At 37.2% G+C, this 15,632-nt stretch carries 14 protein-coding genes; 6 read left to right on the top strand and 8 right to left on the bottom strand.

Annotation, left to right across the window (positions count from 1 at the left end; genetic code table 11):
* Positions 1–36 precede the first annotated feature (36 nt).
* Positions 37–912, top strand: coding sequence for a radical SAM/SPASM domain-containing protein (locus tag MKY37_RS08290; RefSeq protein WP_340775843.1), 876 nt, complete (start codon positions 37–39; stop codon positions 910–912).
* A 65-nt stretch (positions 913–977) separates the two neighbouring features.
* Positions 978–1,790 (top strand): aldo/keto reductase, encoded by an 813-nt coding sequence (locus MKY37_RS08295; RefSeq protein ID WP_340775845.1) that lies wholly within the window; start codon positions 978–980, stop codon positions 1,788–1,790.
* Positions 1,791–1,843: 53 nt separating this feature from the next.
* On the opposite strand, the gene MKY37_RS08300 is transcribed toward MKY37_RS08295, so the two are convergent.
* The 5 genes from MKY37_RS08300 to xylA all read right to left on the bottom strand — a co-directional run bounded on the left by MKY37_RS08300 (position 1,844) and on the right by xylA (position 7,877).
* Positions 1,844–2,902: an aldose epimerase family protein gene (locus MKY37_RS08300; RefSeq protein ID WP_340779874.1), complete on the bottom strand. Its 1,059-nt coding sequence runs from the start codon at positions 2,900–2,902 to the stop codon at positions 1,844–1,846.
* A gap of 24 nt (positions 2,903–2,926) precedes the next feature.
* Positions 2,927–3,919, bottom strand: a complete 993-nt coding sequence (locus tag MKY37_RS08305) for a Gfo/Idh/MocA family protein (protein WP_340775848.1) — start codon at positions 3,917–3,919, stop codon at positions 2,927–2,929.
* 58 nt (positions 3,920–3,977) lie between these two features.
* Complete coding sequence (locus MKY37_RS08310) at positions 3,978–4,961, bottom strand: aldo/keto reductase (RefSeq protein WP_340775852.1); 984 nt, start codon at positions 4,959–4,961, stop codon at positions 3,978–3,980.
* A 63-nt stretch (positions 4,962–5,024) separates the two neighbouring features.
* Positions 5,025–6,524 carry a xylulokinase gene (gene xylB, locus MKY37_RS08315; RefSeq protein WP_340775854.1) on the bottom strand — a complete coding sequence of 500 codons (1,500 nt, stop codon included), beginning with the start codon at positions 6,522–6,524 and terminating at the stop codon, positions 5,025–5,027.
* 30 nt (positions 6,525–6,554) lie between these two features.
* Positions 6,555–7,877 carry a xylose isomerase gene (gene xylA, locus MKY37_RS08320; RefSeq protein WP_090565006.1) on the bottom strand — a complete coding sequence of 441 codons (1,323 nt, stop codon included), beginning with the start codon at positions 7,875–7,877 and terminating at the stop codon, positions 6,555–6,557.
* A gap of 176 nt (positions 7,878–8,053) precedes the next feature.
* Between xylA and MKY37_RS08325 the strand changes: the two genes are divergently transcribed.
* Complete coding sequence (locus tag MKY37_RS08325) at positions 8,054–8,692, top strand: YesL family protein (protein ID WP_340775856.1); 639 nt, start codon at positions 8,054–8,056, stop codon at positions 8,690–8,692.
* Positions 8,693–8,779: 87 nt separating this feature from the next.
* On the opposite strand, the gene MKY37_RS08330 is transcribed toward MKY37_RS08325, so the two are convergent.
* From MKY37_RS08330 to MKY37_RS08340, 3 genes are all read right to left on the bottom strand, one after another.
* Positions 8,780–9,601: a carbohydrate ABC transporter permease gene (locus tag MKY37_RS08330; RefSeq protein ID WP_340775858.1), complete on the bottom strand. Its 822-nt coding sequence runs from the start codon at positions 9,599–9,601 to the stop codon at positions 8,780–8,782.
* Between the two features lie 13 nt (positions 9,602–9,614).
* Positions 9,615–10,493, bottom strand: a complete 879-nt coding sequence (locus MKY37_RS08335) for a carbohydrate ABC transporter permease (RefSeq protein ID WP_340775860.1) — start codon at positions 10,491–10,493, stop codon at positions 9,615–9,617.
* 303 nt (positions 10,494–10,796) lie between these two features.
* Positions 10,797–12,089: an extracellular solute-binding protein gene (locus tag MKY37_RS08340; protein ID WP_340775862.1), complete on the bottom strand. Its 1,293-nt coding sequence runs from the start codon at positions 12,087–12,089 to the stop codon at positions 10,797–10,799.
* 164 nt (positions 12,090–12,253) lie between these two features.
* Here MKY37_RS08340 and MKY37_RS08345 point away from each other — a divergent pair, with 164 nt between their 5' ends.
* From MKY37_RS08345 to MKY37_RS08355, 3 genes are all read left to right on the top strand, one after another.
* A complete protein-coding gene (locus MKY37_RS08345; protein ID WP_340775865.1) occupies positions 12,254–13,450 on the top strand; it encodes an ROK family protein in 1,197 nt (398 codons plus the stop codon).
* A gap of 207 nt (positions 13,451–13,657) precedes the next feature.
* Positions 13,658–15,271 (top strand): glycoside hydrolase family 43 protein, encoded by a 1,614-nt coding sequence (locus MKY37_RS08350; RefSeq protein WP_340775867.1) that lies wholly within the window; start codon positions 13,658–13,660, stop codon positions 15,269–15,271.
* Positions 15,272–15,397: 126 nt separating this feature from the next.
* Positions 15,398–15,571, top strand: a complete 174-nt coding sequence (locus MKY37_RS08355; RefSeq protein WP_340775870.1) for a hypothetical protein — start codon at positions 15,398–15,400, stop codon at positions 15,569–15,571.
* Positions 15,572–15,632: the final 61 nt, after the last annotated feature.

Consider the following 15,632-nt stretch of genomic DNA (forward strand, 5'->3'; position numbering starts at 1 on the left):
AATGAATGTAATAAGAAATGAAATGGAGAACATACCTTGAAAACCTTTAAAAAAATGTATATTGAAATTACTAGCGTTTGTAACCTTGCTTGTAGCTTCTGTCCACCGACAAGTAGAGCAAAAGGTATCCTCAAACTGGATGCTTTTAATAAAACATTAGATCAGATTCGACCACATACAAAATATATTTACCTTCACGTAAAAGGTGAGCCACTTTTATATCCACGGGTTGACCAGTTATTGGATGCCAGTCATGCCAAGGATTTTAAAGTTAATATTACGACTAATGGTACCCTTATCAATAAAAATAGACATAAATTATTAGGCAAACCAGCACTTCGTCAAATCAATTTTTCTTTACATAGTTTCGACGGTCATGAAGGTTCTGAAAATCGCGAGAAATATTTGGGAGATATACTGGATTTTGTACGAGAAGCCAAGGAACACAATATTATTATTTCCTACCGATTATGGAACTTACAGAAGGATCAAGTTTCAGAAGTTGCACAACGGAGAAATCGAGAGACATTGGAAATGCTTGAAAAAGAATATAATCTAGATTTTAAAATTGAAGAAAAAGTACAACCTGGTAAAGGGATTAAAATCGCTCATAATATCTATTTGAACCAGGATCATGAGTTTCAATGGCCAAGTTTACTTGCACCAGAGGATGATGGAAAAGGCTTTTGCCATGCTCTTCGCAACCAAGCAGCTATTCTCGTAGATGGAACCGTCGTACCATGTTGTCTAGATGGTGAAGGCGTTATTAACTTAGGTAATATCCATAATAATTCTTTCTCAGACATTATTGAGAGTGAACGAGCAAATAATTTGTATGATGGATTTACAAGAAGAGAAGCAGTCGAAGAAATGTGCAGAAAATGTGGATATAGACAGAGGTTTGGAGTTTGAAGCACTTCTAATGGCAACTAAGTGGTGCAAATGGTAATATTAGATTTTCGAGAGGAGAGATAAATATGGAATTTATTACACTTAGCAATGGTTTGAAAATCCCTCAAATTGGTTTTGGGGTGTGGCAAGTTGACAACGAAACAGAAGCTCCCGCTGCTGTAGAAGAAGCTTTGCGAGTGGGTTATCGTCATATTGATACCGCTGCTACTTATGGAAACGAAGAAGGAGTCGCAAAAGGAATTATTGCTTCAGGTGTTGCACGTGAGGACATCTTCCTAACTTCAAAAATCTGGAACGATGATATTCGTGCCGGCCGTACAAAAGAGGCATTCCAAGAATCTCTTAACCGCTTAAAAACTGATTATTTGGATTTATGTTTAATCCATTGGCCAGTTGATGGTATTGTAGAAGCGTGGCGTGCACTTATTGAGCTGTACAATGAAGGAAAGATAAAAGCAATCGGCGTGTCCAATTTTAAAGAACATCACTTGGAACAATTAGAAGCAGCTGGATTGATGACTCCTATGGTCAATCAGATTGAGCTACACCCGCAATTACCACAGCACGAATATGTGAATTATTTATCAAAAAAAGGTATTCATGTAGAGGCTTGGAGCCCACTAATGCAAGGGAAGTTCTTGGATTTTGATTTATTCCATCAGTTAGCTGAAAAGTACAGGAAGTCTCCATCACAAATAGTACTTCGTTGGCATTTACAATTAGGTAGAGTTGCTTTGCCAAAATCGATTACTCCTACTCGCATTAAAGAAAATTTTGATGTCTTTGACTTCGAGTTATCCTCTGAGGATATGGACGCAATTGCCACTTTAGCTACTAACGTTCGTATGGGTCCTGACCCAGATGAAATTCAATTTTAATAGAAAAAAATGCCGGAAGAAGTGTCTTTAAACTTCTCTCGGCATTTTTATTATCATTCAATCATGGTAACCCCAAAAGAATAAGTAGTTGTTGATTTATACTCCTTCCTTGCTTGTAGGATGGACGAAGGAAAATGAGGATGATGGATGGAATCAGGTGGACCTTGTGTTTCTAAGCATATACCTAAATAATCCCTTAGTTGTTCTCCTCTCATTATTTCAGAGTTGCCCAAGTTATTACCTGTATAGAGAACGACGGCAGATTCTGTCGTTTCTACTACCAGTTGCCGACCACTTGTCTCATCCGTTAATACCATTATACTAGATTCGTTTTCTTTCAATATAAATGGATGATCATAACCGTTTCCTACTAATACATTTTGGGGATGAACAGACGTTGCTCCATCAGCAATTTTACGACTCTCTCGAAAATCGAATACAGAACCCTCTACTGGAACTAAACTTCCAGTTGGAATAAACTCCTCATTCAACTCCAAATAAGCAGGACTATCAATCATTAGTTCATGATCTAATACATCCCTTTTCAGATTTCCACTAAGATTAAAATATGAATGGTTTGTTATATTTACTAATGTATCCTTATCAGAGATGCCATTGTATGTAATAGAAAGCGTATCTTCATCGTGTTGAATCGTATAAGCTACCTTCATTTCTAGATTTCCAGGGTAACCCTCTTCTCCATCTTTGCTTAAATAAGTAAACTCAACCGTTGTTTCCATGTCACCTTCTAACACGGTAGTATTCCATAATCTATGGCTAAATCCATTCGGACCGCCATGTATGTGATTGTTTTTCTCATTCACTGGAATGTTATAGACATCGTCTCCTAAACGAAACGATGCGCCTTTAATGCGACCTGCAACTCTACCTACAACAGCTCCTAGATACTTAGGATTTTGACCGTATTCCTCAAACGTATCGTATCCGAGAACAACATTTTCGTATTGACCCTTTCTGTCAGAAGCTAAAATCTCGGTAATTACGCATCCATAATTCATGCAGGATACTTCAAAACCATTTTTATTTCTTACTGTAAATAACGTAACCGGAAGATTATCTATAAATCCAAATAGCTTCTCTTGCACTACCACTAAGCAATTCAACCCTTTCCTAAATTACATCATCTTTACGAGTTCACCGGTTTGTATAGATTGATAACAAGCTTCTATTACTCGCATATTATTAATAGTAGAATTTCCTGTAATTTCTGGATCACCATTTGTTTGTATGACATCTGAAAAATGCTCCACTTCTAGTCGGTATAAATCCCCGTATACACTCTCTTCACGAACCATATTTGCTACTTGTGTAATAACTTTTCCTATTCCTCCATTGTTATCTGGTCGGAAGGCAAAAGGTACTTTGATCGTGCCTTTTGTACCTATTACTTCATACTCATTCCTTCCAGTCATATCAAAGCTACAGTCAAATATAGCTTGCACGTTTCTACCCATGTTTAAATATCCAAATGTACTAGTATCTACACCTGTTTCAGGGTCTAGTTCTGCAAAACATTGCACGGAAACCGGCTCTGAATCTAACAAATAGCGAATTACATGAATGCTATAACAACCAACGTCATAAAGAGCCCCACCACCCATCGCTTTGTCCATTCTAAATTTATCAACACGTGATTGTAAGTAAAAGGAATGACTCGATTTGATAAGCTTAATGTCCCCAATTTCGCCTGAGGAAATAATTTCTTTCACTCGCTGATGCTGTGGGTGTAACTGATACATGAAGGCTTCCATGAACTTAACGTTGTTTTCACGACATACTTCTACCATTTCTTCAGCTTCTCGGGCTGTTAACGCAACTGGCTTTTCACAGAGTATGTGCTTTCCTTGCTTAGCCGCTTTAAATACCCATTCTTTATGTAAATGATTAGGAAGCGGAATGTAGACAGCTTCTATTTCTGAATCGTTTAGAAGCTCTTCATAGCTTTCATAGGCTTTAGTAATACCTAATTTAGAGGCTACTGGATGCACTTGGCTTCCACGACTCGAAATAGCTACTAGCTCCGCATTACTCGCTCTTGTAATCGCAGGTATTAGTTGTTGCTGTGCGATATTTGCCGTACTTAATACTCCCCAACGAATGTTCTTCATCCAATCATCCACCTTTACTTTTAAATTCAATAACCCCATTTATTCACACAGAAAGTTACTAGTAAACTCCTTTAATTTCCCTGTGGACTTTTTCTTTATAAAATTTAGCTAGTTTCTGCATTTCTTCTGCTGTATATGCACTTACATTCACTGCTTGCAAGTTATCCTTTACTTGAGCAACTGTTTTAAAGCCTGGTATGACACATGAAATTTCATCATGCTCCAATATCCACTTCAATGCAGCGCGGGTCATATTATCTCTACCTTCCGCGATCCATTTTAGCTTGCCTGCTAATTCAACACCTTTTTCTAATCCTAGCCCAGCAAAGGTTTCACCAACATTAAATGCTTCTCCACTTTGGTTAAAGTTACGATGATCGTCTGATTCAAACTTGCTATCAACATTAAATTTTCCAGTCAGCAGTCCACTAGCAAGTGGAACTCGCGCAAGAATCCCAACACCCTTTTCCTTTGCTTTAGGAAATAACTCATCCAACGGCTTTTGTCGGAAGATGTTGAAAATTACTTGAAGGCTACGAACATTAGGCTGCTCCAAACATAGTAATCCTTCCTCAACTGTTTCTACACTGACACCGTAATAGCGAATTTTCCCTTGCTCCTTTAAACGATCAAGTACATCAAATACTTGACCATTCTTTAAAATTTCTAGAGGTGGACAGTGAATTTGAAACAAATCAATTTGCTCTCTCCCAAGTCGTCTTAAGCTATCCTCACAGTATTTAGTTACACTTTCCATGGAATATGTATGAGGATCATGCACATCAGCTGCTCTACAAAATTTCGTAGCAATATGGATATCTGCATGCTTTCCTTGTGTTGCTTTAGCTAAAAGCTCTTCGCTATGCCCATCACCATATACATCCGCAGTATCGAAAAAGTTTACCCCGTTACCAATTGCATAATCTAGTGCTTTTAATGATTCCTCGTCATTTGTTTTTCCCCATGCTCCACCTATTGCCCAAGTACCAAAGCTTAGCTCACTTACCTGTAAATCCGTACTACCAATTTGACGATAATTCATCTTACTACTCCTCCCTTTTGTAAATAAGAGCCTCAACTATATAGTTGAGACTCTTCATCATCCTTACTTACGGAATTCCAAAAGTACTTTATTTAGATTCTTCGTTTGACTGTAGACTTCTTGATAAATAGGAAATAACTTCTTATACTTTTCCACATTTGCTTCAATAGGATTAAACTGTTTATCTTCCTTTAAAAACTCATCTGCACAACCTTTTAATGACTCAAACCACTGACATCCATAAGCCGCCAGCATCGCTGCTCCCATTCCTGGTCCCTGTTCGCTAGTTAATCGAACAATTTTTGCATCGAAAATATCTGCTTGCATTTGAAGCCAATCATCATTTTGTGCACCGCCGCCAATAGATACAATTGTATCTATCAACTTTCCATTTTTCCGAAAAATTTCAATAGATTCATGCAAGGAGAATGTTATTCCTTCTAAAACAGCACGAACAAAGTCTTTACGCTGATGCGAACTATCCATTCCGATGAAACTAGCACGAATGTTTGCATCCGCATGCGGGGTTCTTTCCCCAACTAGATAAGGGGTAAATAGCAACCCATGTGACCCTATCGGAACATTCTCTACCTCAGATAATAATTCCTGGAACGACTCTTCACTTGCAAAAACCTCTTTAAACCAAGTCAAGCTATGGCCTGCAGCAAGTGTTACACCCATTGTGTAAAAGGCTTCTGATGCTCCGTGATTAAAATAATGAACCTTCCCCTCAAAATCCTTATCCGAGTTCGCTTCATAGGATAGGACAACACCAGATGTTCCTATGCTACAAAGCGTTTTTCCATCTTCTAAAATTCCTGAGCCAATTGCACCACAAGCATTATCCGCACCACCTGCAAACACACGAGTTGTTGCTGAAAGACCGGTAGCTTGTGCAACATCTAAAGTAATAGTACCAACTTCGTCATGCGAATCTAACAATGGTGGACACAGACTAGTTTCGATATCTAATGACGCACATATAGTTGTGCTCCATTCTTTCCTACTAACATCCAATAGAAGTGTTCCTGCAGCATCCGAATACTCCATATGAAGCTGGCCAGTTAGTCTATATCGTAAATAGTCTTTCGGGAGTACAAATGTCTTTGCCTGCTCAAATATTTGTGGTTCATGTTCTTTGACCCATAATATTTTTGGCAATGTAAAACCCTCTAAAGCAGGGTTTTTTGTTATTTCAAGCAGTCTATCCTCACCTATCACATCATAAATTTGCTGACACTGAGCTGTAGTGCGTGTGTCATTCCAGAGAATTGCAGGACGCAAAACATCATTTTTCTTATCTAATAGAACAAGGCCATGCATTTGTCCTGAAAAACTCATCCCTTCAATATTCGCTACATCGCCTGTAAAATCCTTCAACAGTTCTTTTAATCCCAGCAGCGTTTGGTCCACCCAGTGCTCGGGGTTTTGTTCACTATAGCCCGTTTTTTCCTGTATTAAAGGATAGGCTTTCGATACACTTCGAACAACTTCCCCATTTTTATTAACTAGCAATATTTTCACAGCGCTCGTTCCTAAATCTACACCAATAACATATTTCATAGCTCAGCTCTCCTACCAAATGCATTCAAATTATTTATTAAATGATTGCAATAAATACTGATTAATTGTCGCCTTGATTTGCTCCAAACGTCCAGAAGTCTGTTTAATATCTTGAAGTCCCAAAGCATACGCTTCTAGCTTATGGAAATCTGTTTTGCCTTCTACAATATCTAGTCCGATACCTTCTTTATACGTTTTGTAGCGTTCATCCACAACATTTTCAAGCACTTTATCATCTATCAAGTTTTGTGCAACTCTCAAACCTACTGCAAAAGCATCCATCCCAGCAATATGTGCATGGAATAGATCCTCTGGTTCAAATGACGCTCTTCTAACTTTCGCATCAAAGTTTAAACCTCCCCTGCCTAGTCCACCGTTTTGCAAAATTTCATACATTGCAAGAGTTGTTGTCCATAGATCTGTTGGGAACTCATCTGTATCCCAGCCTAGAAGTGGGTTACCTTGGTTCGCATCAACGGAACCTAACATATTATTAATACGAGCGTAATGAAGCTCGTGCTCAAATGTGTGACCAGCAAGTGTTGCATGGTTTGCTTCGATATTAAATTTAAATGAATTTTCCAGACCGTAGCTTTGTAAAAATGCATGGGCAGTTGCAACATCATAATCATATTGGTGAGTAGAAGGCTCTTTTGGTTTTGGTTCGATTAAGAATTGTGCATCAAATTCAATTTCTTTAGCATAGTCTACAGCCATATGATAAAAGCGAGATAAGTTATCCAACTCTAGTTTCATATTTGTATTTAGTAAAGTATCATAGCCTTCGCGTCCACCCCAGAACACGTAATTTTGTGCGCCAAGCTCCTTACCAATTTCTAAACCTTTTTTCACTTTAGCAGCAGAGTATGCAAAAACATCTGCATTACTTGAAGTTGCTGCGCCATGAACAAAGCGAGGGTGCGTAAAGTTATTTGCCGTATTCCAAAGCAATTTTGCTTTACTATTTTTCATATAATCCTTTATCATGCTAACAATAACATCTAAGTTATGATTACTTTCCTTAAGATTACTTCCTTCCGGTGCAATATCGATATCATGGAAGCAGAAGAACGGGACATCCATTTTTTCATAAAACTCAAACGATGCCTCTACTCGTGCTTTTGCTAAATCCAACCCACTAAATTTATCCCAAGGGCGGTTCATACTTCCTGCTCCGAAAGGGTCCGATCCATCCATCGTAAACGTATGCCAGTAAGAAACAGCGTACCTTAATATTTCTTCCATCGTTTTACCGCCAATTTTCTCTTCTGGATTATAAAATTTAAACGCATAAGGATTTTTTGAAGTTGCACCTTCAAATTTAACTTTCTCGACATTTTGGAAATAGACCATTATTTTTACCTCCTGAATTTTATCTACACTATTCACCAACGGTTTTTGTGTGAAATTGAATTGTTTAATTAGTTTGTTAATCATACGAACAAAGTTGTATTATTGTAAATAAAAAGTGTATGCTATTAATAATTATTAAACTCTTGCAAATAAATTGAAAAAAAGGACGGTTCTCTATGAATGCAACAAGTAGTTTTATATATAATATAGCCGAATGGATCACAAAATTTGCCTATTTAAACTTGCTATGGATTCTATTTACATTGCTAGGCGGCGTGATTTTCGGGTTTTTCCCATCCACTATATCGATGTTTGCCATAGTGAGAGAATGGTCGAAAGGTGAAACAGATATACCATTATTTAATACCTTTTGGAAACATTTTCGTGATGAATTCGTTAAAAGCAACTTGTTAGGAGTCCTTGTTACCCTAATTGGAGCTATTATTGTATTAGATATTTTTTACATACAATCTACCGATAGTAATTTGTTAACTTGGACATACCTGCCATTGTTTGCTTTTATATTACTGTTCATCATGTTCCTATTTTATCTTTTTCCGTCTTTTGTACACTTCAACTTAAAATTAGGACAAGTTATCAAAAATTCATTTTTTATCATGCTTATTAATCCAATTACAACTCTACTAATTTTCCTAAGCCTATTACCATTTTTCTACTTAGTAAGTCTTCTCCCAGCAATTGGATTCATATTTGGCGGAAGTGTTTACGCTTTTATATCGATGAGATTTAGCTTACACGCATTTCAGAAAGTGAGCAAAAAGCAAGAATCATTAAAAGTGAGTAATGAATTATAGCTTCCCATTGCGTGAAGCTATTTTTTGTTGTCTAGCTCCAGCGCCTAACACTAACACGCGCTGGAGCTAGCACTCGCACTTTTCTTCTTACCCTTTTACTGCACTTGCAGAGATTCCTTCCACTACTTTATTACTAAAGAAGATAAAAGCAATAATGATTGGTAGTACACTTATGATAAGAGTTGCCCCTATTGCCCCCCAATCCGTCATATATTGACCGATAAAGTTTTGGATACCGACTGTTAATGTTTTATATTTCTCAGAGCTTATAAACGTATTAACGAAAACAAACTCATTCCAGTTATAAATCATATTAATCACAACAGTAGTAGACATTACTGGTACTGTCATAGGGAGAATAACTTGGAAAAACATTCGATTCACTGAGCAACCATCTATTACGGCTGCTTCCTCTATTTCCCTTGGCAGCGTGTAATAGAAACCAAGCAAAATCATCATCGTAATTGGTAGATTATAGGCTGTATATGTAATAACAACTCCCAGCGGATTATCTATTAAATTTACACTTAAAAACATACTGTATAGAGGGATTAGTGCTGAATGGATAGGAATCATAAGCCCTATGATGAACAGGCTAAGAACTGCCCCACTTAACTTCCATCTCATTCGAGTTATCGCAAAAGTTGCCATACTTGCAAAAAGTACGGTTAACAATATAGCTAGTGCGGTGATCCAAACACTATTAAAGAAGTAAACTCCTATACCTCCATCCCATACTTTTAGATAGTTTTCCCATCTAAACTCAGAGGGTAATGCAAATGGTGAACCCGCAAATATTTCTCGATTATCTTTTAATGAGAAGATGAATAACCATATTAGCGGGACGATTTGAAACAATGCTACAACCAATAGACTAAAATATAAAAAAAAGTAGCCTACACGCTTCATATACAAACCTCCTTTAATATTCTATTCTCTCTTTTGGTGTAGTTAATTTACGAATGATAAAGGTTACGATTAATGTAATTATTAGTAGAAGGAATCCAATCGCACTTCCATACCCGAAGTTATAACTTGAAAATGCTAACTTATACATATAGGAAGCCATTACTTCACTTGCACCATTCGGTCCACCAGAAGTCATCACATATATTAAATCAAAATATTTTAACGACCCAACTATTGCTAGTACGACCGTCACACTGACTACTTCCTTGATCAAAGGCAACTTAATCTTCGTAGCAATTTGAAATGCAGAAGCACCATCGATTCTCGCCGCTTCGATTAATGACTCCGGAATATTCTTTAATGCAGCATAGTAAATCAAAATATAAAAGCCCGCATATTGCCACAAAATTGGGATGAAAATTGCAAATAAAACTAAAGATGGATCCGCTAGCCAAGCAGGTGGATTTTCCACTCCTATTTGTTTAAGAAACACATTTAAAATACCATTCGAAGGATTATATACTTTGATCCAAAGCTGAGCAATCGCAACAGAGGACAATAGCATCGGTATTAAATATATCTTTCTCAATAAATCCGATCCTTTTATCTTGGATGCCAATATAAAGGATATTGTTAAATAAATGCCTAAACTCAGTGTGGAGAATATCGCCAGTAAAAACGAATGATAGGCACTACTCCAAAACTTCATATCTTGCAGACCATTTATATAATTCTCTAATCCAATGAATGTTTTATCACCTATTCCATCCCACTCCATTAAGCCATAATACCCTGATAGAATTAGCGGAATGAATACTAACACCAGAACTAGCAACAATGCAGGAGAAATATATAAAGCTATTAACAGTTTGTTAGACATTACCTTGTTCAAAACAGTCAACTCCTTCCTTACCATGTAGAGAAGGGTTATCCAACCGAAAAGGATAACCCTCTTTTTTAGAAATTTTCTTTTTAATCCAATTTATTAAAGAACTGATTAGTAGTAAAGTCTGATTAATGTTGATATCCACTTTAGGCGGACGCTTTTCGTGGGCACGACTTCAATCTCCTCATCACTGCGAAAACATATGCTCCTGCGGTTACTCGTCGCAAAGACATTGGAGTCGCCGCCTTTCGCTCCAATCAACGAAGTCTACTTTATAATAAGTTAATTATGAAATTGACTCGTTCATTTCTATTTTGAAAGTGCTTCCTCATGTGCTTTTGCAAATTCTTCAGGAGTCATTTCTTTTCCAAATAGAGCTTGAATCGAGTCTAAATGTACTTGTGCTACATCTGGACTCATTTGAACATCCGCAAATAGCGTAATATTACTTGCTTCATTTAATTCATTTAAAATATCAATATACATTTCCGGAAGATCTAATGAATCAGCATCCACTTTAGTAGCAGGGATTACGCCAGCTTGTGTAACAGCTTTTTCTCCCCATTTCTTAACAAAGTACGCTGCAAAATCTTTCGCTTCTTCTTTTACTTTAGAATCCTCTGCTACGAATAGTCCAACTCCAGGACCACCAACAAAACTATTCATATCCCCGTTACCATCTACTGTAGGGAACTTCAGGTATTCAACGGAATCTCTAAATTCCTGTGGTACAGTTTCGTTCGTTGTATAGTTTGGCAAATCCCAAGTTGCGATTAAATACATTGGCACTTGCTCACTCATGAACATACTTTTTGCTTCCTCATCTGCTAATCCGTTAAATCCATTAACAAATGCACCCATATCTACAAGGTCTTGAACCTTTTGCGCTGCCTCTACTAATGCAGGATCTTCGAAAGAACCTGAGCGATCAATTGCCTTATTTAGGACATCGGCCCCACCAAGGCGATCCGCTAAATACATATACCAAAGTGATCCTGTCCAAGCATCTTTATTTCCTAAAGCAATTGGGTCAATTCCATCTTCTTTAAACGCTTTTACAACATTCTCTAATTCTTCAAAAGTTTTTGGTGCATCTAAGCCTTGTTCATCAAACATCGCTTTATTATAGTAAAGAGTCACAATGTTCAATTCTAATGGCAAACCGTATGTCTTACCATCTAATGCATATGCTTCTGCAGTTCCCGGTACAAAGCTATCACTTAGTTGATCTCCAATAACATCGTCTAATGGAGCGAACATGTTACCACCAACATAAGGCTCTAAGAATCCCGCTGCCCAAGTCATTCCTACATCTGGAAGTTCTTTAGACGTCGATAAAACTCTTAGTTTATCTTTATATTGTTCATTACTTAACACTTCCAGATCCACTTTGACTCCTTCATGTTCTTTTTCATAATCTGCGATAATTTCATTGACAACATCGTAATGCTGTTTGGAGCTTCCTTCTGGCCATAAATGCATAAACTTAACTTCTTTGTCTCCACTTGAACTTGATGATGTTTCACTTGAATCTGAACACCCTGCCAACAAATAAAATACAGAAGCAAATAATAGAACTTTAATCATTTTGTTGATTTTCATTCTTATTTCCCCCACCCCAATTATTTTTACAACAATATTCTGACTATTGTATGCGGTTTCATTGTAGCAAATAAAACTATGTTAGTCTAGTGGATAAACAAAGTTTTTTTATTCTTCGTTTATATGATAGAATGATGAAAAAAGATAGAAAGAGCTGAAGAAGGATGAAACTAAGCGCCAACCAAACATGGAATCATCATGTTGTAAAAAAAGGGAACAAATCGCTAGTTCTAGATAAAATAAAATACAACTCCCCTATCTCCAGAGCATCTGTTGCAAGCCAAGTCGGATTAAATAAAGGAACTGTGTCCTCTTTAGTAAATGATCTACTAGAGGAGCATCTCATTTATGAATCTGGTCCAGGTGAATCTAGCGGCGGTAGAAGACCAGTTATGTTACTGTTCAATGAAAAAGCAGGTTACTCTATCGGAATAGATTTAGGAGTTAACTATTTACTCGGAGTACTAACAGACCTTAACGGAAACATTCACACTGAGAAGCAAATAACATTTAAAAATCTATCCTATGAAGAAATTGAGATTAAATTATTTGAAACAATAGAGTTCCTTCTCACCTCCACTCCCGATTGCCCACATGGCGTTATAGGAATTGGCGTTGGGGTCCCGGGCATTGTGGATAAGGATGATAATATCCTACTAGCTCCGAATTTAAACTGGCGGAATGTAAACCTGAAAGAAGTGCTAGAAGACAGATATAAACTTCCAATCATCATAGAAAACGAAGCCAATGCTGGAGCATACGGCGAAAAAAACTTCGGTGTCGGTAAAGATTTTGAAAACGTCATTTATGTGAGTGCTGGAATTGGTATCGGAGTTGGATTAATACTCAATGGTTCTCTATACAAAGGTTCAAATGGATTTTCAGGTGAACTAGGACATATGACGATTCAAGCGGACGGTGCTAAATGTCGATGCGGAAACGAAGGTTGCTGGGAATTATATGCTTCGGAGCAAGCGTTAGCAAGGCAGGCGGAAAAATTGGAGATTCCTTCTGATATGCAGGATTTAGAAGGTCTAGTAAAACTTGCAGAGAGTGGAAATAACGACATCGTTGCATTGTTTGAACAAACTGGAGATTATTTAGGTATTGGTATTAATAACATTATTAATATCTTCAATCCTCAGCAAGTCATTATCGGTAATAGATTAGCTTACTCTGAAAAATGGTTAAAGGAATCGTTAAATAAAAGAATTTCAAACCAAGCTCTATGGTTCCAACAAAATGATTTGCAAATCGATTTTTCCGAGTTATCGACAAAATCTACTGCACTGGGAGTTGCTGCTTTTTCCATCGAAAACTTTTTGAGTGTCAGTATCCAACAAAATACGGTCCTAGAATAGAAACTATTTTATTCCGATTAATTATCCAAAAATTATGACTTGCCATTTTATTCGATCTAGTGTTATATGTATTGTTATGTTGAAATAAATTCTTTTTCTGGAATTATTAGTATTTTATTTAATCGTGTGAAGCCTAACTTTAACTTATATTTATAACCCGCTCCATGGCTTTATAGAGACAAAACTAGATGCAAAGGATGATGACAATTGACAACTATACGAAATCCAATATTACCCGGTTTTAATCCAGATCCAAGTATTTGCAGAGTTGGGGAAGACTATTATATTGCCGTTTCTACTTTTGAATGGTTCCCAGGTGTTGGTATTTATCATTCCAAGGATTTAAAAAATTGGCGCTTAGTTTCTCGCCCTCTTAATCGTATTAGTCAATTGAATATGATGGGAAACCCTAACTCTGGTGGTGTTTGGGCACCTGCCCTATCCTACAGTGAAGGTCAGTTTTGGCTAATCTTCACAGATGTAAAGGTTACGGAGGGACAGTGGAAAGATTGCCATAATTACTTGGTTACTTGCGACACTATCGATGGTGAATGGTCAGAGCCTATCTATTTGAACAGCTCTGGTTTTGATCCGTCTTTATATCATGATGAATCTGGGAAAAAGTACTTGGTGAATATGAAATGGGATCATCGGCTCCATCATCATAATTTTTATGGTATTGCACTTCAGGAATATGATGTGGAGAAGAAGAAATTAGTCGGGGAATCTACTATTATCTTTAAAGGAACGGATATCAAATTAGTAGAAGCTCCTCACCTATACAAAATTAACGACTATTATTATTTGCTAACCGCTGAGGGTGGAACAAAATATGACCATGCTGCTACTATTGCACGTTCCAAATCTTTAGAGGGGCCTTACGAGGTACATCCGGAGAATCCATTATTAACATCATTTCCTTATCCGCGAAACCCTTTACAAAAGTCAGGTCATGCTTCTATCGTCCAAACACATACTAATGAGTGGTTTTTAGTTCACTTAACCGGTCGTCCTCTCCCAAAAGACAACCATCCATTATTGGATCCACGTGGATATTGTCCACTTGGAAGAGAGACCGCTATTCAAAGAGTCGAATGGAAAAATGACTGGCCTTACGTTGTGAATGGGAATGGACCATCACTTGAAATTGAAGGACCGACAATTGAAGAAGTAGTTTGGGAAAAGGATTTCGAGGAGAAGGATGATTTTGACGGAGAACTATTAAACAATCATTTCCAATCGCTGCGGATACCACTTGGCGAACATATTCTTTCACTAAAGGACAATCCCAGTCATTTACGACTTTACGGAAAAGAATCCTTAACATCAAAGTTTACACAAGCTTTTATAGCAAGGCGCTGGCAGCACTTCAATTTTACTGCAGAAACGAAAGTAGCATTTAACCCAAATTCTTTTCAACAATCAGCTGGTTTAGTTAATTATTACAATACAGAAAACTGGACTGCACTTCAGATTTCCTGGCATGAGGAAAAGGGAAGAATTCTTGAGCTAAGTACATGTGATAACACTACCTATGATCAGCCTCTAAAAGGCAAAGAAATCGTTATTCCTGTGGAGCATGAATATGTGTATCTAAGAGTGGATGTAAAGACGTCTATTTACGAATATTCTTATTCATTTGACGGTGAGAATTGGACGCTAATCCCTATTCAACTTGCATCGCATAAATTATCCGATGACTATATTCAAGGCGGTGGCTTTTTTACCGGAGCATTTGTCGGCATGCAATGTCAGGATACATCTGGCCAGAGTCTTCCAGCCGATTTTGATTATTTTATCTATAAGGAAATGGTGGAATAACTAAAGACTTAAACTAAACTGCTTACGTTTGTAAAAAAACTTTACTTTATAGTTTAGATACGCATTTTTTCTATATTTCAAACCATATTAAGTAAGCATCAAAAAAACGTCGAGAGGGGTTTTCTTATGAAAAATGGTACTCATCTAGGAGCTAATAAAAGAGGTTCTATGGCGAAACGACCAACTAGTAAGAAAGAAGAGATTTCTCTAGAGTTAGCCGAGCTTGGTTATTTAACACCTAAGCAAGGGTCAATGTCTCCAAATCGACGTGATATGAGTGAGAGGGATAGATCTTACTAATTGAAAGATGCAAAAATAGGGACACAACGCTTAGTTGTGCCCCTTTTAATCTTTATACTTA

It is taken from the genome of Psychrobacillus sp. FSL K6-2836 (assembly GCF_038003085.1).
Classification (GTDB): Bacteria; Bacillota; Bacilli; order Bacillales_A; family Planococcaceae; genus Psychrobacillus.